Raw genomic sequence first — 18,959 nt, 5'->3', positions numbered from 1 at the left:
TGCGATGTGATTACATTGTAGGCACAGTGGCGGTGCATGTCAATCTCTTTGTGTGCCTTTCTGGCTGGGCTCAACCTCGGCCGGCTGGATTTGCGCTTCCAGGTAGTGAAATGCCTCGCTCAGGCTGGCGAAACCGTGGCGCTCGCCGGTGCGCGGGTCTTCCAGCGACGCACGCCAGCATGGGGTCTCGGCTGCGCCGCTGCGCCACACGCGCAGCATAAACGAGCGGTAGGGAGGGGGCTGTTCCTTCATGGCCTGTTCTTTTCTTTCTTGCAGTTCTGTTGCTGATGCCGCTCCCGCCATTGGAAGCGGCACCAGAAACAGGCTGGTATTTTGGGCTATGGCTGGTTGAACTGGAGCCAGCGCACGGCGCGGAAGAGTTTCTCGATGCGCGAGTAGGTGTTCGGGTCGCCCGGGTTCTGGTAGTAGCACTTGGCGGCGCTCAGGTTGTCGTAGGCGATGCGCGGGTTGCCGGCCGCGTCGAGCGTGAGCGACGGGATGGCGTCGGTCCAGAACGACGGGTCGCAGGTGATTGGGTTGACCACCGGGAAATCGGCTTGCAGGGCGGCCGCGCTTTCGACAATGGTGTGCCGCCAGCCAGCCGCGCTTTCGCAGCCGCTGTTGCACCAGCTATAGCCCAGGCCATTGCCCAGCAGCCCCTCGTAGGCGATGCGCGGGCGGCCCTGCGCGTCCAGCTCAAGATCGGCGTTCTGGCCGGCTTCCTGCGGCAGGCCAATCGGCGTGCGCTGCCAGCTCGCCGCGCTCAGGCAGTCGCCATTGCACGAGGTGTAGAACAAGCGGTCGCCGCTGCCATCGCCGGTGCTGGCCTGGTAGAAGGCCAGGCGCGGCCGGTCAAATGGGTCGAGCACAAGATCCCAGGTGGCCGAAACGCCGCCGCCGCGCGGGTAGAGCGCAACGCTGCCCCAGCCGCTCAGCTCGCCACAGTTGGTGTCGCACTCCAGGTAGCGCACGCCCTGCGCCTCGCCGCTGAACGACATGTTGGCGACAATGCGCGGCCGGCCATCGCGGGTGAAGGTGAGCGACGGAAGATCGAACTCCAGCGAGCGATTTTGTGGCCCTTCTTCGATCTGGGTGGCGTACCAGTTATTCGTGTCGGTGCAGCCATCGTCACAGTAACCGTAGTAGACGCCCGGCGTCCAGCCCGCCCCATAGCCATTGGTGAACACAAAGCGCGGGCGGCCCCACGGGTCGAGCGCAAACGAGTGCTGCGGGTTATCTTTCCCAAACACGTCGATGCCGCCAATGGTGACAAGCGTGGTAAACTGCCACTGCGCGGCCACGGTGCAGTTGCTGTCGCACTCGCCATAGACGTACTGGTCGTGCGAAACTTCGGTGCTATATCGTCGAATGAGCAGGCGCGGTTTGCCCTCGGGTGTGAGCTGAAGCTGCACTTCGCCCACTGTGTCGGAAAGCGCAACGCCCTGCCAGCCTGCGTCGGTGGCGCAGGCGGCCTCGGGGCCGGGGCAGTAGGCATACACCGCCGGCGGGCGATCGCCCTCGGAGGCGAACACGCCAAAGGCCATATGCATGCCGCCGTTTGCGTCCACCTTGGCGTTGGCGCTGAAAGTTTTGCCGTCGCGCGCCACAAAGAAGCTGCCAACGGTGTTGGTTGGCGGCGGCGGAGGCGGGGGTGTCGGCTTGCCGACTTTCACCGCCACTGGCACGAAAATGCGGCCACCCGCAGCGGCGGGCGCAGGCGCGCTGGCGGGATCGCTGGGCGGGCCGTCGGCGGCGAACCCGGCGGTGGGAACCAGCAGCGGCAGCAGCACGCCCACCAGGGCGAGCAGCAGGCGCGCGGGCCGCAGCAGCGAATTGCCGATATGAAAAGCTCGAAAGCGCATTGAATTCTCCTGTTTCCTAGCACGTTTTTCCACAGCGGCACTGTACCGAAAGCCAATAAGGAAACTATAAGGAACACGCCATGGCGCAGTTTGCAGCCGCATTGCTCGGCCCGGTTCAGTTTATGCGCGATGGTGCCGCGCTTGGTGGCTTTGAATCCGATAAGGTGCGCGCGCTGCTGATTTTTCTGCTGGCCGAGGCCGACCGGCCGCACCGGCGCGGCGCGCTGGCCGAGCTGCTCTGGCCCGAGCGCCCCGAGCGCGCCGCGCTGCTGAACCTCAACCAGGCGCTCGCCAACCTGCGGCGCACGCTGGGCGACCGCGAGGCCGCCACGCCGCTCATTCTCGCCACGCGCGACGCCATTCAGATCAACCCCGCTGCCGACTACACGCTCGACGCCGCCGCGTTTGGCGCGCTGCTCGACGAGTGCGACCGCCACCCGCACCGCGACCCCGCGAGCTGCGCGCAGTGCGCCCGCCGCCGCGCCGAAGCGGTGACGCTGTACCGGGGCGCGTTTGTGGAAGGCTTCACGCCGCGCGATTGCCTGGAGTTTCAGGAATGGGCGCTGGTGCAGCGCGAGCGTTTGCAGCGCGCAGTGCTGCCCGCGCTGGAGCAACTGGCCGCCTTTCACGAGCGGCGCGGAGCCTACGCGCTTGCGCTGCCGGCCGTGTTTCGCCAGCTTGAGCTCGACCCGTGGAATGAAGAAGCGCACCGCGCCGCCATGCGCCTGCTTGAGCGCGACGGCCAGCATTCGGCCGCGCTGGCCCAGTTCGAGCGCTGCCGGGCCGTGCTGGAGCGCGAGCTGGGCGTCGAGCCCGACGGCGAGACGCTGGCGCTGCACGAACAGATTCGTGCGGGCACATTAGGCGAGCCGGCGTCTTCGCCCGCGCCGGCCGCGCTGCCCCAGGCGGCCACGCCGTTTCTGGGCCGCGCCGACGAGCTTGCGCGCCTGGCCGACTACCTGAGCAACCGCGATTGTCGGCTGGTGACGATTGCCGGGCTGGGCGGCAGCGGCAAAACCCGCCTGGCCCTGCAAGCCGCCGACGAGCAGCGCGACGCCTTTGACGAGGTGGTGGTGGTGCCGCTGGCTGTTGCGCAGGCCGCCAGCCAGATCATGCCGGCAATCGCGCAGGCGCTTGGCCTTGCGCTCAGCGGTGCCGACGACCCGCTGGCGCAGGTGGCGGCGCACCTGCATGGCAAGCACGCCCTGCTCGTGCTCGACAATCTTGAGCACCTGGCCGGCGCGGGCGGCGTGGTGGCCGCGCTGCTGGAGCGCGCCGCTGGCCTGACGGTGCTGGCAACATCGCGCGAACGCTTGCAGGCGCGCGGCGAGTGGGTGCTGAGCATTGGTGGACTGGAGCTGCCAAACGTCGATGCGCCGGGCGTGCTGGAAGCCAGCGCCGCAGGATCCTTGTTTGTGCAGAGCGCCCGGCGCGTGGCGGCTGAGTTCGCGCCCGGCCCGGCCGACCGGCAGGCAATTGCGCGCCTGTGCCGCCAGCTTGCGGGTCATCCGCTGGGCATCGAGCTGGCGGCGGCGTGGGTGCCGCTGCTTTCATGCGCGGAAATTGAGGCCGAAATTGCCGCGAACCTCGATCTGGCCGCCAGCGCCGAGCACGACCGCCCCGAGCGGCACCGCAGCCTGCGGGCGCTGCTTGCCACCACCTGGCAGTTGCTGCCCGACGCCGAGCAGCAGGTGCTGCGCCGCCTGGCCGTGTTTCGCGGCGGCTTTGATCGCGCAGCGGCCGCTGCCGTGGCCGGGGCTGGCCTGCCGCACCTGGCCGCGCTGGCTGGCAAGTCGCTGCTGGCGCGTGGCACGGCCGGCCGCTACGACATGCACCCGCTGGTGCTGCAGTATGCTGCTGCGCGACTGGCGGAATCGGGTGAAGAGGCGGCGACGCAGCGCGCCTTTGTCGCCTGCATGGCCGGGCTGGTCGCGCAGGCCGAGCCGCACCTGAAGGGCGCGGAGGAGCAGCTGTGGTTCGACCGGCTTGCCGCCGAGCACGACAACCTGCGTGCCGCGCTCGATCACGCGCTGGCGCTGGGCGACGTGGCCGCCGCCGCTGGCATGGGCGCGGTGCTGCGCTGGTTCTGGTATATTCGGGGCTATATTGCCGAAGGGCGCGAGTGGCTGGAACGCATTCTGCGCGCCGCCGACGCTGCCGCCCCGCCAATCGCGCCCGCCGTGCGCGCCCGCCTGCTGCAGGGCGTGGGCGTGCTTGCCAGCGACCAGGCCGATTACCCGGCGGCGACAGCCTATTTCGCTGCCAGCATCGCGCTGAACCAGCAGCTTGGCGATTCGGTGGGCGTGCAGGCGGCCATGCACAGCCTGGGCCTGCTGCATGCCGAGCAGGGCAACTACGCCGCCGCGCAGGCGCAGTTCGAGGCAAGCCTGGCAGTGTGCCGCGAGCTGGGCCACCAGTGGGGCATTGCCAACCGCCTGAACAGCCTGGGCACGCTGGCACAGAATACGGGCGAGCATGCGCGGGCGCTGGAGTATCTCGAAGAAGCGCTGGCGGTGGCGCGGCCGATTGGCAACGAGCAGCTCACCGCCATGATTGTGGGCAACCTTGCCGATGTCGCGCGCGTGCAGGGCGACCACGCGCGCGCCGGGGCGCTGTACGCCAGTGCGCTGGAGCAATACCGCGCCCTGGGCGACCCACGCAGCGCGGCGCTGGCATTGCAGGGGCTGGGCAGTATTGCACTCCGGGCGGGGCGAATGGACGAGGCGACGCGCCAATTGCACGAGGGGCTGGCGATCTCGTGGGCTTCGGCCAACCGGCGCGACCTGGCGACCTACCTGGGCTATATTGCCGAGCTGTGGCTGGCGCGCGGCCAGGCCGAAGCGGCGGTACGGCTATGCGCGGCGCTGCTGGCCTACCGCGCTCAGGCGAACATGCCCATGGCCCTGCTCGACCAGCGCCAGCACGACGCGACACTGGCCGCCGCGCGCGCCACTCTTGCCCCACCCGCCTTCGACGCGGCCTGGGCGGCGGGTGGCGTCACGCCGCTGGAGCGGCTGATCGAGCAGGCACTGCAGGGTTAGCAGGTTGCAGATTGACAGGTTGCAGGTTAGCGGGTTAGCGGGTTAGCGGGTTGCAGGTTGGCGTCTGGGCGTATTGCAATACGCCTGTTCGGTTGCAGGTTGGCCGTGTTTGGAAACGTGCAACCTGTCAACCTTCAAACATTCAAACCGGCTAAAAGACCGGCTGCCCGGCGATAATCTTCTCGATGGCCGGCCCAAGTTCTTCTTTGGTCAGGCCGCCCTCGTAGCGCCCGGCGATCACGCCCTTCGCGTCGATCAGGAACAGCCACGGCTCCGAGCTCAGCTTCCACTGCACCATCGGGTCGGCCAGGCCCGTGGCGGCCTCGGCCTCGGTCAGCGACCGGTTTTCCTTCTGGGCCGTCGCGGCTGCCTGCTCCTGCGCCGCGACCGATTGATCGAACGGGTATTTGTAGACCTCGACATGGATGAAGTTCACCTTGTCGCCATAGGTCTTCTGCAAGCCCTGCATCACATCCAGGCTTGGCCCGCAGGTGGCGGTGCGGCAGAAGGCCGGCGTGGCAAACAGCAGCGCGGTCGGCTTGCCATTCTTCAGCGCTTCGTCGAGGCTGATCTGGTACATCGCCGGGTCGACGGTTGCGCCCGAAGAAAGCTGCTTGGGATCGGGCACATCCTTCACGGTCAGCGTTTTGGCTGCAATTGCTGGCTGGCCGACATTGGGCACCGCCGAGCTTTGCTTGACTTCCAGCCTGTTTTTACTTACCACCGGCTGCGTTTGGCCGGGCATCTGCACCGCGATTTCGACGCCCCAGTTGCCAGCGGTGTCGAAGTTCGGGTAGGCCACGTAGAACGCGGCTGGCAAGCCCTGCCCGAAGTAGCTCGCGTCGGACTCGAACTTCACCTGCGGGTTGGCTTCGTCGAGGTTGTAGAAGCGCAGGTGCACCTTGGCATTTGGCTCGTTCAGCGGCGTGTTGTTGCTCACCAGGCCGATGGCGATGCGGTTTTTGCCCGCTACCGCCTCGGAAAACGCAAACACGGGCGTGATGTTGGCGGGCGCGGCGTTTGTGCCGGCGCTGGTCGGCGCGGCACCGCTGCTGCCGCCCGGCGTCGGGGCGGCCTGGCCGCAAGCTGCCAGCAGCAGCCCAAGAACAATGGCTATCAGAAGACGTGAATGATGCATCAGGATGCCTTTCGCTCTGTGTGGTCCCTGCCATTATAAACGATGCGGCGTGGCAAAATGTATTTCAAAGCAGGTTTGATTGCCCTGCCTTATCGCACCCTGAGTAGCGCGAAGCGCGTATCGAAGGGTGCTCACTCGCATAACGACTGCGCCGGTGTTTTGGTTGCAGTTTATTTCTAAATCATCAGAACTTGCCGGTGGATTGCTCGAGTCTTTCCAAAATCTGTGCAATCTGTGAAATCTGTGGACGAATTTCTATAAAAAGAAGACGAAAGCGCGATCAACGCCTTCGTCTTCTTTCTGTGTGCGTGCCAGGGCAACGCCGTTCGCTGAAGCCCGCGCTAATCGGGCTGGAGCACTAGTTCCTCGCCCGCCACCCAGCCTTCGCGCCCGCCAACCGTGCGGACATGCCACCAGTTCAGGCCGCCGTCGGGCTGCGGGCCGTCGAGCAGAGTGAGCTGCGTGCCAACCGGCAGCCGCGCCACAATCGCCTGGCCTGTGCCCGCTCCCGCCCGCAGCCGCAGCGAAAGCCCGCCCTTGCGCGTCACCCAGGCGTCGCAGTTGGGCGCGAGTGTGCTGCAATCGGCGGCCTGCCCCGCGCCAAAGGTCACGCGGATGGGTTTGGCCGTCACGTCGGTGGTGCCGGCGGCGCGCGCGCTGTAGGCAGCCGTTCCGCCGCTTGGCGTGATTGGGAAGCTCCAGGTGCCGTCGGCTCCAACCGTTGCGGTGCCAATCACCTTGTCGCTGTCGAGAATTTCGATTGTGCTGCCGGGCGTGCCGGTGCCGGTCATGGTGAAGGCTCCGGCGGGCAGGGCTGCGTTATCGGCCGGGAAGCCGATTGCGGGCGCGGCACCGCCTGGCGCGGCGGCAGCCGTTGGCGCGGCAGCGGCGGCGGGCGCGCTCACGGTCAGCGTGGACGGGCCGGATTCCACAGCCACCTCGCCGCCCGGCGCGAGCGCCCGCGCACTGATTTCGTGCGCGCCCTCGGCCAGCGTCACGGGGATGCTCCATGACCCATCGGCCCCGACCGTGACCTTACCAGCCGCCTGTCCATCCACCACAATCTCGACGGTGCTGCCGGGCGTGCCGGTGCCGCTGATGGTTGCCGGCGCATCGGACTGCGCGGTGGCCGGCAGGTTGATCGTTGGCGCGGCGATGGCGGGCGCGGGCGCGCTGGCTTCGAGCTTCAGCGTGGCCGGCTGCGAGGCAGCAGCAACCGCGCCATTCGCATCAAGCGTTTGCGCCACCACACTATGCTCGCCCGCCTGATCAATCGTCGCGTCGAGCGTCCACGCGCCGCTGGCGTCGGCCGTGGCGGTGCCAGCCGGCTTTCCATCGACCGTTACCTGCACCTGGCTGTTTGGCGCGGCGGTTCCGCGGAACGTCACCGTGCCGGGCGGCAGGGCTGCGCCGGCTGGTAGTTCGAGCGACGGCGCGCGTGCGGCCGGGGCGGCAATGGCGGTGGGCGCGGCTGGCGCGCCAGCCGCAGCGGCGGTGGGTTGCGAGGCAGCGCCCGGCGCAGCGGGCAGCTCACGCGGCACACTGGTGGCCGGCGCGCCGCTGGCCGCGTATGCAAACCAGATCAGCAGCAAAATCAGGATGATCGTAACAACGAGCTTGAACCAGTCGTAGCCGATCCAGCCCAGGGTGCGCGTATTCATACGCTAGCCCTCGCTCTGCTGGTCGGCGCGCTGGCGCGCCTCGGCGATCCACGCGTTCGGGTCGGCGTCCTGCCAGTCTTTCAGGCGCGCAATTTCGCGCAGGCGCTCGGGTGCCTCGGCGGCAAGCTGCGCGAAGGTCAGAATGCCGGCCTCGAACAGGCGCTTCTCGATCACCGGGCCAATACCGTTGATGTCGATCAGTGCATCGCGGGCCGGCTTGCCACGCAGCGCAGCCAGCTCGGCGCGCAATTGCGCAAGCTGGCCGTTGGCGTCATCAAGGTCGGCGCGCAGGCGTGCGCTGTCGTCGCTTTCGCCCACGGCGCGGCTGCGGGCCCGGCCCTCGGCTGCCAGCGCGCTTTGCACCTCGTCGGCGCTAAGCTGCTGGGTGGCGAAGGTGTTTGGGGCGCTGCGGCGCTGTTCGGCGGCCAGCGCGGCCTGCACTTCGGCGGCGCTCATCTGCTGGGTGGCGAAGGTGTTGGCAACTGGTGCGCCCGCGCTGATCTGTGCGGCCAGGCGCTCGTTTTCGGCCTGGAGCTGGCGATTTTCGGCGCGCAGACCTTCCAGCTCAAGCGCGCTTTGCACTTCGTCGGCGCTCATCTGCTGGGTGGCAAAGGTGTTGGCAGCCGGCGCGCTCGCTGCGGCGGGCTGTTCGGCGCGCAGTTGCGCAAGCTGGTCGCTCAGAAAGGCTGCCTCGCCGCGCTCGACGATCCGGCGCGCGTGGAGGCGCTGGAGCTCGCCGCTCAGGTCGGCAGCGGGTGCGGCTGGCGCGGCGGCCTGCGCGCGCAGGTTTGCCAGCTCGCTGCGGCTGGCGCTTAGCTGCTCGTTGGTCGCGGCAATGTCAGCTTTCAGGCGCTCGACTGGCTCGGAGGCGGCGTCGAGGTCGGCGCGCAGACGTTTGTTTTGCGCGCGCAGGTTTTCGGCCTCGGCGCTGCCGTCGGAGGTGCGGCGGCGCCAGTACACCCAGTCGATAACCCACTCAACCGCCCAGCCGATGATCAAGCCAATGATCAGCGAAGACCAGCTCATACCTGCTCCTTTTGCCTTTGGCAATTCTGCATGCGTTGCATTGCTCGTGGCAGTGGGCAAAGTTGCAGGGTCGGCGCTGCCGCCCCGGGCGAGATGCCTGCCGGAAAATGAGACGTCGCGCCGGGCGAATAGTCACACGCGGCGCGCCGGGCGAACGTTGTGCGTTGGAAGCGAGTGCGCCGCATTATAGGGGAGAACATTTCCACGCGCAACCGTGGGCGCGAAGTTTTGAGTTTTGAATGCTGAGTGTTGAGTTGGCAGCGGGCAGTTGGCAGGAGGCGGTTGGCAGTTGGCAGGAGGCGGTTGGCAGTTGGCAGTCGGCAGTCGGCCGTTGGCAGTCGGCAGTCGGCAGTCGGCAGTTGGCAGGAGGCGGTTGGCAGTCGGCAGTCGGCAGCAGTACGCCGTACGCTATTCTTTCTTCGTGCCTTCGCGCCTTCGTGGTTCCGTACCGCAAAACCTCTGCGCTCTTTGCGTTCTTTGCGGTGAATAATCGTCGTTGTTCGTCCCAATCGCAAATCGCCAATCGCAAATCCAAAATCGCCACATCCTTGACAACACGCCGCTGGCTGTGTATACTTAGTGTGTAATTAACACTAAAGGAGCGGAAATGAGCGAGCAAGCTGAAACATACGACCCATCCCGCTACGAACGCCCCTCGGTCACCGTCGACGTGGTGATCTTCACGCTGCAAGAGCGCGAGCTGCATGTGCTGCTGGTGAAACGCAGGCACTGGCCGCACGAAGGGCGCTGGGCGCTGCCGGGTGGCTTCATCAATATGGACGAATCGCTGGAGCAGGCGGCGCGGCGCGAGCTGGAAGAAGAAACCGGCGTGCGCGACATCTACCTCGAACAGCTCTACACCTTTGGCGAGCCACGGCGCGACCCGCGCACGCGCGTGATCAGCATCGCCTATATCGCGCTGGTGAGCGCCGACAAGCAAACCCTGCGCGTGTCGGACGAAAGCACCGAGGTGCGCTGGTTTTCGCTGCAAAAGCTGCCCGGCACGCTGGCCTTCGACCACGACCTGATCCTGGCGACCGGGCTGGATCGCCTGCGCTCGAAGCTGGAGTACACCACGCTGGCGTTTCAGCTCTTGCCCGAGGTGTTTTCGATTCTTGAGCTGAAACATATCTACGAGCAGATTTTGGGCGAGGAACTGGACAAAGGCAACTTCTACCGCAAGATCAAAGATGCCAATGTGCTGGAAGACACGGGGATGCGCCGTGAGGGGCGCGGCCGCCCAACTACCTTGTATCGCTTCCGGCGCAACCGTGGCGACGAGCAGTTTGTGTTTCGCTGGCGCGAGGCGCGCATTGCCGAAGACGAGGGCTAGCTAACGCGACGAAGGACAGATGACGAAAGACAGATGACGAAAGACGAAAGTGAACCACCAAGACACCAAGACACCAAGGTTTTGGAAAGTTAATCTTGGTGTCTTGGTGTCTTGGTGGTAAAACTAATAGACTTCAGTGTCTTGCATTAGGCTTTCTTTTGCCCTACGCAAACTGCGGCAGCCACTGCTTCTGCGCCGCCAGCAGCTCGCCCACCATCGCGTGGATCTGCGGCAGCGTGCACACCGCCGCCGTCAGCGGGTCGAGCATCACCGCGTGGTAGACGGCGTCGGTCTTGCCGGTCAGCGCCGCCTCGACAATCAGTTCCTGCACGTTGATGTTGGTGCGGTTCAGCGCGGCCAGTTGGGCCGGGTAGTCGTCTACGCGCGTGGGCTGGATGCCATTGCCGTCGACCAGGCAAGGCACCTCGACACAGCAGCCGCCTGGCAGGTTCGGGATCAGGTTGCGGTTCGGCACATTGCCATTGATGCGGGCGGGCTGGTTGGTTTCGCACGCCTCGATGATGCGCGAGCCGTACTCGTGCGTGCGCACCGTCGGCAGCGCCTTTTCGCCCGAGGCCAGCGCCGCGAACTCGGCCTGCGCGTGCCCCAGCCGCTCCAGACAGTGGCGCAGGTAGCCGCCGGTGCGCCCGTTGTCGAACCAGTGGTCGGCCGGGTCGGTGAAGCGCGGCACCAGTTCGCCATCCACCATCTGCGCGGTCTTGCGGAAGTAGGGCGAGTACTCGCTGGCATGCCCGCTCGACTCGGTCACGAAGTAGCCGAAATATTTCATCAGGTCGATGCGCACCGGCTCGCTGCCGTAGATCGTGTCGTCGCTGGCGGCCTCGCGAATGCGCGGGTAGAGGTCTTCCGCGCCCTGCCGAAATTCGAGGAAAAAGGCCTGGTGATTGATGCCCGCGCAGCGAAACACCACGTCATCGTAGGGCGCCTTGATCCAGCGCGCCAGCATCTCGCTGGTTCCCTGCACACTGTGGCACAGCCCGACATGCGGCCGGCCAGTGGCGCGGTCGAAGGCCCAGCAGTTCGCGGCCATGGGATTCACGTAGTTCAGCAGCAGCGCACCCGGCGCGAGCGAATCCATGGTTTTGCCAAGCTCAAGCAGCACCGGGATGGTGCGCAGCGAGCGAAACACCCCGCCCGGCCCAAGTGTGTCGCCCACGCACTGCTCGACGCCATAGCGCTGCGGGATGTCGATATCGAGCTGGTAGGCATCCAGCCCGCCCTGCTGAAAGGTCGTGACGACATAATCCGCGCCGCGCACCGCTTCGGCCATATCGGTGCTGGCCTCGACGCGCGCTTTCAGGCCGCGCCGGTCGATCAGCGCCTGCACGACATCGCGCGCCTGCGCCAGCCGCTCGGGGTGCAGGTCCATCAGGCTGATCGTCGATTCCTGCAGCGCGGGCGTGAGCAGAATATCGCTGCACAGGTTGCGCGTGAATACCACGCTGCCGGCGCCAATAAACGTGATCTTGGGCATGGTCGGGTGTTTCCTTTCTCAGTGTTGCAGGGCGAAAATGCCGCTATTCAGGTGTGGGAGAAACAACTATACTACCATTGGCGCGTGTGCCGATGAGCCTCGCTGCCGGGTATCAATCGAGAAATGATCTATCCACAGATTACGCAGATATGTGGCGAGGACGTTCGTTCATGATTGCTGAGACGAAGGAGAAAGACGAATGACTACGCTGGCTTCGTCGTTCGTCATTCGTCATTCGTCATAACCAGCAACGGATTTCCGCAAGGCTGTACGTACACTTTCTGTCAGTTCTCGCTACGAAAGCGCATGCATATGCTAATACGCCGCATTCTTCCTTTGGCGCTGGTGCTGCTGGTGGGGGCCTGCACGGCGGTGGGCTGGCTGGCGCTGCGCCAGCGCGATGCGCAGTTCATTGCGCCAAGCGCCTATGATCTCCAGGTCGTTCAGGCTGGCCTGGGTGGCCGCGTGATCCGCTACCGCATGGCGCAGCCCGAGCTTGGCTGGTCGTCGACGATTGCGCGCCGGCTGGCGCTGAGCGGCTGGTCGGTCACGCTTGATCGGTATGCGTGGGGCAACACGGCGAACTATGTGCCGGCCTACACGCGAACCTCGCAATTCTGGCTGGTGCGGGTGCGCGAGCGCGCCGAGCTGCGTGGCGCACGCGATGCCGCTGAAATCACAGTGACGGTGCGAGTCGATTTTAGGCTGTAACACATGTGCGCATTGCGATCACCAATCCCTATCCCCCAACCCCTATCCCCTGCGCTGCAAGCGCGCTAGCCCTCGCGCATCTGGCGCTCGCGGGCGGCCTGCTGCTCCATCGCGCGTTCCACCTCCACCGACGGCTCCATCGTAATATCGGGCGCGGCCAGCACATCCACCGCATCGCTCGCGCCAGTATCGGGGCGGGCGCGGCGCGGCGCGGCCAGCCGGCCAATCAGCGGGGCCAGCGTTGTGCGCCCGCGCAGCGCGCCAGCCATCCCAACCAATAGGCCGGCGACAACCAGCGTTTCGATGGCCAGCACCAGCGCAAACAGCGCCACCCCCAGCATCGCGCCCGTGATCGGAATCCATGCCAGCCCCCAGGCCAGCGCAACCCAGGCCAGCGGCGCGGCCAGCGCGATGCCCCACAGCCACAGCGATTGCCGGGCGTGGAATGCGCTGAAGCGATCATGTGGCCGCGCGAGCAGCACGCCCAGCGCGCCGGGCAGGCTCAGCAGGTAGCTCAGAAATGCGTATGGGCGGCTTGCTGAATTCACGCTTCGACCTCGATCCCCTGCAAGTGAAGCTCCTGTGCGAAGTGGCAGCTCGCAAAATGGCCGGGCTCAACCTCAACCAGCGGCGGCGCTTCCGCTTTGCACACGTCTTTCGCGTAGCGGCAGCGCGTGTGGAACACGCAGCCGGGCGGCGGGTTCGAAGGGCTTGGAATCTCGCCCGACAGCATGATTCGGTTGGGCTTGATATCCGGGTCGGCGGGCGGGATGGCCGAGATCAGCGATTCGGTGTAGGGGTGCAGCGGGCGGCGCAGCAGCGTTTCGGCCTCGGCCAGCTCGACAATTTTGCCCACATACATCACTGCAATGCGGTCGCACATATGCTCGACCACCGAAAGATCGTGTGCAATAAAGATCATCGTCAGGCCCAGGCGCTCTTTCAGCTCTTGCAGCAGGTTCAGCACCTGCGCCTGCACCGACACATCCAGCGCCGAAACCGGTTCGTCGGCGATGATCAGGCGCGGGTTGAGCGCCAGCGTGCGCGCCAGGCCAATGCGCTGGCGCTGGCCGCCCGAAAACTGGTGCGGGTAGCGCTGCATGTAGTTCGGGTCGAGCCCCACATTAGTCATCAGCCGCGCCACCACATTCTCGATCTCGTGGCCGAATGCCATCTTGTGGATCACCAGCGGCTCGCCGATCAGGTCGCGCACGGTCATGCGCGGGTTGAGCGAGCTGAACGGGTCCTGGAAGATCATCCGAATTTCGCGGCGCAGCGGCTTCATTTCGGCCTGGCTGATTTTGGCGATGTCGATGCGCTCGCCCGCCTCGGTATGCAGCCACACTTCGCCGCCGGTCGGGTCGTAGAGCCGCAGGATTGAGCGCCCGGTGGTGGTTTTTCCGCAGCCGCTTTCGCCCACCAGACCCAGCACCTCGTGCTCGCGCAGCGCGAAGCTCACGCCATCCACGGCTTTCACCTGCCCAACCACGCGCTGCATAAAGCCCTGCCGAATTGGGAAATATTGCTGCAGGTTGTTGACTTCGAGAATGGTGTTGTTCATAGCTTCGCTTATGTTGGTGGGGTGTGGGGCGGCGAAGCCGCCCCACACCTTTCTTTTCTCTGTGGGCGCGCGGCTCCGCCGCGCGCCCACAGAGAAACATAAAATTAAACGATCGAATACGGATCGACCGCGTCGCGCAGGCCGTCGCCAATGAAGTTAAAGCCCACCACCGCCAGAATGATGAACAGCGCCGGCCACATCAGCCAGGGGTTGCTACCGAGCGTTTGCAGGCTTTGCGCCTCGCGCATCATGGTGCCCCAGCTCACCAGCGGCTCCTGAATGCCAATGCCCAGAAAGCTCAGAAAGCTTTCGGACAGAATGATCGACGGGATGGTGAGCGTCATCACCACAATGATATGACTCAGGCAGTTTGGCAGCAAGTGGCGAAAAATGATCCGCCGATCCGACGCGCCCATTTCCTTGGCCGCCAGAATGAAGTCGGTTTCGCGCAGCGACAGCACCGCGCCGCGCAACTGGCGGGCGAGCTGCGTCCAGCCCAGCAGCGCGAAAATGGCCGACATCGTCACAAAAATCAGCGATTGATCCCAGGTGATTGGGATGACGGCGGCGAGCGCCATCCACAGCGGCAGGGCCGGGAAGCTTTGCAGAAATTCAATAAAGCGCTGGATGATATTATCGACCCAGCCGCCGTAGTAGCCCGAAACAACGCCCACCGTCGCGCCAACCACCACAATGATCAGCGTGGCAGCAATCGCCAGCGAGAGCGAAATGCGCCCGCCCATGCAAATGCGCGCCAGCAGATCGCGCCCGAACTTGTCGCTGCCGAGCAGGAAAATCGTGCCGCCCTCGTCGACGCCATACAGGTGCAGGCGGCTGGTGAAGATGCCCAGGAATTTGTACTCGTAGCCCTGCACAAAAAAGCGGATTGGGTAGGGCTTGGTCAGGTCGGGTTCCCAGCTTGGCAGAAAGGTCGCCGGGTCGAGCACCTGCTTGAGCGTGAAGGTAAAGGGCCGCAGGTGCAGCGCGCCGTCGGAGCTGATGAAGTAGAGCTGCTGCGGGCGCGTGTAGGCGAACTGCATGTTCGGCGTGATTGGGTCGGTGGGCGCGAGGAAATCGGCGAACACCGCCATCGACACCAGCATGAGGGTGAGCACGCCGCCCACAATTGCGATCTTGCTTTTGCGGAACTTGCGCCACACCAGCGCGCCATAGCTTTCGCGGCGCTCATCGCTTTGGGCGGGCGCGACGCCGCGCTCCAGGGTTGTCGTCGCCATAGCAGACCTTTTCGGATTTCAGTGGAGCCGAGAAGGGCGTATGCAATACGCCCAAACGTACTGATGTATGCAATACGCCCAAACGTACTGATGTATGCAATACGCCCAAACGTACTGATACCAAATCCGCAAGAATACTTGTACAGCGTGGGGGTTCGGGGGCGGCTTCGCCGCCCCCGAATTTTCTTTTTCTGGTGCTGCGCCCCGGCTTTGCCGGGGCGCAGCACCAGAAAACAAAAGTGATCAAACGGAGTTAGTATGATGTATGCAATACGCCCAAACGTACTGATGTATGCAATATGCCTAAATGTACTGGCGTATCGCATACGCCGTGGCGTATCGCATACGCCGAACCAATCCCCATCTGCTATCCCCCAACCCCTGCGCTGCAAGCGCACTAATTCAGCCGCACGCGCGGGTCGAGCAGCGACAGGCAGACGTCGGCGATCAGGTTGCCAAGCACCAGCAGCACGCCGTACAGCAGCAGAAAGCCGCCCGACACATAAATATCCTGGTTCAGCAGCGAGCCGTAGAACATGGGCGCGAGTGTGGGCAGGCCCAGCACAATCGCCGCTTCCAGCTCGCCGGCCAGCATGTATGGGAGAACCGTGCCCTGGTACATAATGATCGGGTGGAGCGCGTTGGGCGTGGCGTGCTTGTAGATCACGGCCGACTCGGCCAGGCCCTTGGAGCGGGCGGTAGTGACGTACTGCATATTCAGCGTGTCGAGCAGGTTGCCGCGCATCACGCGCATGTTCTGCGCCACGCCGCCAAAGCCCGCGATCACCACCACCGGCCAGACATGGCTGAGCGTGTCGACGAGCTTCGCCCACGACCAGGGCGCAAAGGCGTACTGCGGCGAGTTGAAGTTCGTGAAGTGCTGCGCGCCAACCGTGAACGCCAGCCAGTACAGAATCAGCAGGGCCAGGAAAAAGCGCGGGATCGATGTTCCCAGAAATGCCAGCACCGTGGCGGCATTATCGCCCAGGCTATACTGGTGCGTTGCGGCAAAGATGCCAACAAACACCCCCACCAGCGTTGAAATCAGGTGCGCGGCCAGCGCGAGCGCCAGCGTACGTGGCAGGCGCTCTGCGATCAGGTCGCCCACGTCGCGCTTGTACGCGAACGAGTAGCCAAACTGCCCTTTGGTGACAATGTTTTTCACCCAGGTGACGTACTGCACCATCACGGGCTGGTCGAGGCCGTACTGCTGGCGCACCGCCTGCGCCTGGCGCTCGGCTTCCTGCTCGGTGATGCCGTTGTTGATCAGGTTGCTCTTGAAGCCGCTGGCGAAATCGCCGGGCGGCAGCTGGATGATGATAAACGACACCAGGCTGATGCCGATCAGCACGGGAATGGCAGAGAGCAGCCGAAGCGCAATAAATTTCAGCATAGCGACCTCGAACCTGACAAAACACGCGTTAGACCGTTCACCACCAAGACACCAAGACACCAAGAACTATTCTTTTACCCTGGTGTCCTGGTGGTGAACCCCGGCGCTTACGAAATGAAGCGGCTTGTCCAGTACAAGAGAGCGATATGGAAATCGGGGAAGAGTTTCTGTATTGTAATCACCAACCCCTATTCCCCATCCCCTAGCCCCTGCGCTAAGAGCGCACTACGCCTGCTTGTACTCAGGAATAACGCCCGGCCGCGTTTCGGGAACCTTGCCCTGGTCGGCCTGCGCGATCCAGAACTGCTCGGGAATGTAGTTGTCGTAGTCCCACTGGTACAGGAAGGCCGGCGCGCCGATTGGCACGTTCTTGATGGTTTTCGACATGCCCAGCGCATAGCGCCCGATCACCACGCCGAGGGTGTAAACATTTTCGGTGTGGAGTTTCTGGTACTGCTTGAGCAGGTCGGCCTTTTTGGCGTTGTCGGTTTCGGACTGGAACTGCTTGACGAGATCAACAAGCTGCTGCTCGAATTCTTGCAGCGGGCGATCCACGCCTTCGGCCGCGCGGTCGAACACCGGGTTTTCCAGCGCCTGGGGCGCGATGTCGCGGTAGCGTACGCTCGGCACGCCCCACTCCTGGCCCATACGCGAAACCTGCATGTCCCACTGGCCGCTGGTGTTCATGTCGTTCAGGGCGTTGCCGTCCATCAGGCGGTAGTTCACCTGCACGCCAATCTGCTTGAACAGCGGCACCAGCGCCTCGGCAATCGCGCCCACGCCGTCGGCGTCGCGGCCGGCCACCAGGCTGATCAGAAGCGGCTGGCCGGCGAGCGGGCCGCTGGGCCACTTCAGGATGCCGTTGCCGTCGGTTTCTTTGAAGCCCAGCTCGGCCATCAGCGCCTTGGAGGTGTCGATCGAGAAGGGATAGTAGACGGTCGAGTCGATGTCGAAGCCCTGCGCGCCGGGGTAGAGCCCACCCGGCCATGCGCGGAAGAAGGGGCCATCGGCCACGGCGCGCGCAATGCCGTCGCGGTCGATCGCTTGCGTGAGCGCGCGGCGGAACTTGGCGTCGCGGAACAGCTTGCGCAGCTCTTTGCTGCGGTCGTCGGTCGCGCCGAAGTTGGCGGCCTGATTCACCAGCAGCGAGAAGCCCAGCGTTTCGGGGCCCCACTCCAGGCGGAATGGCGCGTTCGGGTCGGCTGCGCGCGTGGCCACCTCGCGGAAGGTCGAGGGATTCTCGACATTGGTGTGGTCGGCTGCGTTGGCCATAACCTTGGTGGTGCGGATGACGCCGGTGTCGGCCTTCTCGAAGACGATCTCGTTCAGGTAGGGCAGCTGCTTGCCGCTCTCGTCGACTTTCCAGTAGTACGGGTTGCGGCGGAAGATCATCAGCTCGTCGGTCTTGTAGTCCACCGGCGTCCACGGCCCGAGCGTGACGACGGGCAGCGCGTTGGGCGGCAGGTCGTCCTGGAACTTCTGGTAGTCGGACTGCGGGTTATATTTCGGGTGGAAGGGCTTGTGGACGTGTGCCGGCGTGATGCGGATGTAGTTCTCGTTCATGTAGTACATGAGGTAGGCCGGCTTTTCGACCGGGAAGGTCCACTTGATCGTGTTGTCGTCGACCTTTTCGAGGTTCACATCCTTGCCGTCGATCTGCCAGGTGCTGCGCTTGCTGGCGGCCTTGACGACGTTCGGGTCGAGCACAATATCGTTCCATGTGAACATCACGTCGTCGGCGCTGAAGGGCTGGCCGTCCGACCATTTCAGGCCCTTGATCAGGTTCATGGTGAGCTGCTTGCCGTCGCTCGACCATTCCCAGCTGGTGGCGAGGTTGGGCAGCGGCTCAACCGCATCCGAGCGCAGCCACATCGGGCCGGTGAGCAGCAGCGTCTCGACCACAATCGAGTCGATGCCGAAGTAGCCCTGCACCGCACCGGCAGCCCAGTTCCAGCCCTCGGTCGAAACCGCCCACACGTCGCGCATCACGCCGCCGTACTCGCCCGGCCCATCCGAGAAGAAGCCGTTCAGAATGACCTGTGGCGTTTCGGGCAGGCGCTGCTCAACGGGTGGCAGCTTGCCAGCCTTGACGGCCTCGGCAATGTAATCCGGCTCGGAATACGTGTCGAGCTTCTTGTAGGTGAACATCTCGTCGACTTTGAACAGCTTGGGCTCGCGCGCGCCAGCCACGACCTGACCGGCCGGGTAGGGAATTGGGCCTTGCAGCGCGGCCCCACCAGCGGCGGGAGCGGCCGTGGCGGCACCGGCAGCGGGGGCGGCTGTTGCAGCGGCGGGCGCGGCAGGGGCGGCGGTGGCTGCGCCGGGTGCTGCTGGGGCAGCGGTTGGTGCTGCCGGCGCGGCGGCGGCACATGCGGCCAGCACGCCCGAGCCAGCGCTCAGGCTGGCCAGCTTGAGAAATGACCGACGACTCAGACGCTTGGCATCTTCGGTAGACATGCTTCCTCCTTGAGCATATGTGGCAGCTTCGGCGGAACGCCGGGAA

At 64.8% G+C, this 18,959-nt stretch carries 14 protein-coding genes; 3 read left to right on the top strand and 11 right to left on the bottom strand.

Annotated elements, in window-relative coordinates:
- Positions 1–39 precede the first annotated feature (39 nt).
- On the bottom strand, positions 40–252 hold the full coding sequence (locus M1P90_RS30000) for a hypothetical protein (protein WP_483699377.1): 213 nt from the start codon (positions 250–252) through the stop codon (positions 40–42).
- An 86-nt stretch (positions 253–338) separates the two neighbouring features.
- Entirely contained in the window at positions 339–1,862 is a 1,524-nt protein-coding gene (locus M1P90_RS29995; RefSeq protein WP_483699376.1) for a hypothetical protein, read from the bottom strand.
- An 80-nt stretch (positions 1,863–1,942) separates the two neighbouring features.
- Here M1P90_RS29995 and M1P90_RS29990 point away from each other — a divergent pair, with 80 nt between their 5' ends.
- Complete coding sequence (locus tag M1P90_RS29990) at positions 1,943–4,903, top strand: ATP-binding protein (protein ID WP_483699375.1); 2,961 nt, start codon at positions 1,943–1,945, stop codon at positions 4,901–4,903.
- A 151-nt stretch (positions 4,904–5,054) separates the two neighbouring features.
- Here the strand turns inward: M1P90_RS29990 and M1P90_RS29985 are convergent, their stop codons facing one another.
- The 3 genes from M1P90_RS29985 to M1P90_RS29975 all read right to left on the bottom strand — a co-directional run bounded on the left by M1P90_RS29985 (position 5,055) and on the right by M1P90_RS29975 (position 8,728).
- Entirely contained in the window at positions 5,055–6,041 is a 987-nt protein-coding gene (locus M1P90_RS29985; protein ID WP_483699374.1) for a TlpA family protein disulfide reductase, read from the bottom strand.
- 341 nt (positions 6,042–6,382) lie between these two features.
- The gene (locus M1P90_RS29980; RefSeq protein WP_483699373.1) at positions 6,383–7,702 is read right to left on the bottom strand and encodes an SH3 domain-containing protein; all 1,320 of its coding nucleotides are present in this window, start codon (positions 7,700–7,702) and stop codon (positions 6,383–6,385) included.
- A 3-nt stretch (positions 7,703–7,705) separates the two neighbouring features.
- Positions 7,706–8,728 carry a helix-hairpin-helix domain-containing protein gene (locus M1P90_RS29975; protein ID WP_483699372.1) on the bottom strand — a complete coding sequence of 341 codons (1,023 nt, stop codon included), beginning with the start codon at positions 8,726–8,728 and terminating at the stop codon, positions 7,706–7,708.
- A 607-nt stretch (positions 8,729–9,335) separates the two neighbouring features.
- Here M1P90_RS29975 and M1P90_RS29970 point away from each other — a divergent pair.
- Entirely contained in the window at positions 9,336–10,061 is a 726-nt protein-coding gene (locus M1P90_RS29970) for an NUDIX hydrolase (protein WP_483699371.1), read from the top strand.
- Between the two features lie 163 nt (positions 10,062–10,224).
- Here the strand turns inward: M1P90_RS29970 and melA are convergent, their stop codons facing one another.
- On the bottom strand, positions 10,225–11,556 hold the full coding sequence (gene melA / locus M1P90_RS29965) for an alpha-galactosidase (protein ID WP_483699370.1): 1,332 nt from the start codon (positions 11,554–11,556) through the stop codon (positions 10,225–10,227).
- 312 nt (positions 11,557–11,868) lie between these two features.
- Here melA and M1P90_RS29960 point away from each other — a divergent pair, with 312 nt between their 5' ends.
- Complete coding sequence (locus tag M1P90_RS29960; protein WP_483699369.1) at positions 11,869–12,267, top strand: hypothetical protein; 399 nt, start codon at positions 11,869–11,871, stop codon at positions 12,265–12,267.
- A gap of 65 nt (positions 12,268–12,332) precedes the next feature.
- Here M1P90_RS29960 and M1P90_RS29955 read toward each other — a convergent pair whose 3' ends face one another.
- From M1P90_RS29955 to M1P90_RS29935, 5 genes are all read right to left on the bottom strand, one after another.
- Positions 12,333–12,815 carry a DUF4870 domain-containing protein gene (locus M1P90_RS29955; protein ID WP_483699368.1) on the bottom strand — a complete coding sequence of 161 codons (483 nt, stop codon included), beginning with the start codon at positions 12,813–12,815 and terminating at the stop codon, positions 12,333–12,335.
- Positions 12,812–13,828, bottom strand: coding sequence for an ABC transporter ATP-binding protein (locus M1P90_RS29950; RefSeq protein ID WP_483699367.1), 1,017 nt, complete (start codon positions 13,826–13,828; stop codon positions 12,812–12,814). The genes M1P90_RS29955 and M1P90_RS29950 overlap by 4 nt, the downstream gene beginning before the upstream one ends.
- A gap of 104 nt (positions 13,829–13,932) precedes the next feature.
- A complete protein-coding gene (locus M1P90_RS29945; RefSeq protein ID WP_483699366.1) occupies positions 13,933–15,063 on the bottom strand; it encodes an ABC transporter permease in 1,131 nt (376 codons plus the stop codon).
- Between the two features lie 397 nt (positions 15,064–15,460).
- Complete coding sequence (locus M1P90_RS29940; RefSeq protein WP_483699365.1) at positions 15,461–16,456, bottom strand: ABC transporter permease; 996 nt, start codon at positions 16,454–16,456, stop codon at positions 15,461–15,463.
- A 225-nt stretch (positions 16,457–16,681) separates the two neighbouring features.
- A complete protein-coding gene (locus M1P90_RS29935) occupies positions 16,682–18,913 on the bottom strand; it encodes an ABC transporter substrate-binding protein (RefSeq protein ID WP_483699364.1) in 2,232 nt (743 codons plus the stop codon).
- Between the last annotated feature and the right edge of the window lie 46 nt (positions 18,914–18,959).

It is taken from the genome of Kouleothrix sp. 19917, from assembly GCF_057073505.1.
This window is presented reverse-complemented; position numbering and strand designations above follow the sequence as displayed.

Bases quoted from the DNA above. Each gene is read 5' to 3' on its own strand.
- M1P90_RS30000 (WP_483699377.1), bottom strand. From the start codon at position 252: ATGAAGGAACAGCCCCCTCCCTACCGCTCGTTTATGCTGCGCGTGTGG.
- M1P90_RS29950 (WP_483699367.1), bottom strand. From the start codon at position 13,828: ATGAACAACACCATTCTCGAAGTCAACAACCTGCAGCAATATTTCCCA.
- M1P90_RS29975 (WP_483699372.1), bottom strand. From the start codon at position 8,728: ATGAGCTGGTCTTCGCTGATCATTGGCTTGATCATCGGCTGGGCGGTT.
- M1P90_RS29940 (WP_483699365.1), bottom strand. From the start codon at position 16,456: ATGCTGAAATTTATTGCGCTTCGGCTGCTCTCTGCCATTCCCGTGCTG.
- M1P90_RS29945 (WP_483699366.1), bottom strand. From the start codon at position 15,063: ATGGCGACGACAACCCTGGAGCGCGGCGTCGCGCCCGCCCAAAGCGAT.
- M1P90_RS29970 (WP_483699371.1), top strand. From the start codon at position 9,336: ATGAGCGAGCAAGCTGAAACATACGACCCATCCCGCTACGAACGCCCC.
- M1P90_RS29985 (WP_483699374.1), bottom strand. From the start codon at position 6,041: ATGCATCATTCACGTCTTCTGATAGCCATTGTTCTTGGGCTGCTGCTG.
- M1P90_RS29960 (WP_483699369.1), top strand. From the start codon at position 11,869: ATGCTAATACGCCGCATTCTTCCTTTGGCGCTGGTGCTGCTGGTGGGG.
- M1P90_RS29980 (WP_483699373.1), bottom strand. From the start codon at position 7,702: ATGAATACGCGCACCCTGGGCTGGATCGGCTACGACTGGTTCAAGCTC.
- M1P90_RS29995 (WP_483699376.1), bottom strand. From the start codon at position 1,862: ATGCGCTTTCGAGCTTTTCATATCGGCAATTCGCTGCTGCGGCCCGCG.
- melA (WP_483699370.1), bottom strand. From the start codon at position 11,556: ATGCCCAAGATCACGTTTATTGGCGCCGGCAGCGTGGTATTCACGCGC.
- M1P90_RS29935 (WP_483699364.1), bottom strand. From the start codon at position 18,913: ATGTCTACCGAAGATGCCAAGCGTCTGAGTCGTCGGTCATTTCTCAAG.
- M1P90_RS29990 (WP_483699375.1), top strand. From the start codon at position 1,943: ATGGCGCAGTTTGCAGCCGCATTGCTCGGCCCGGTTCAGTTTATGCGC.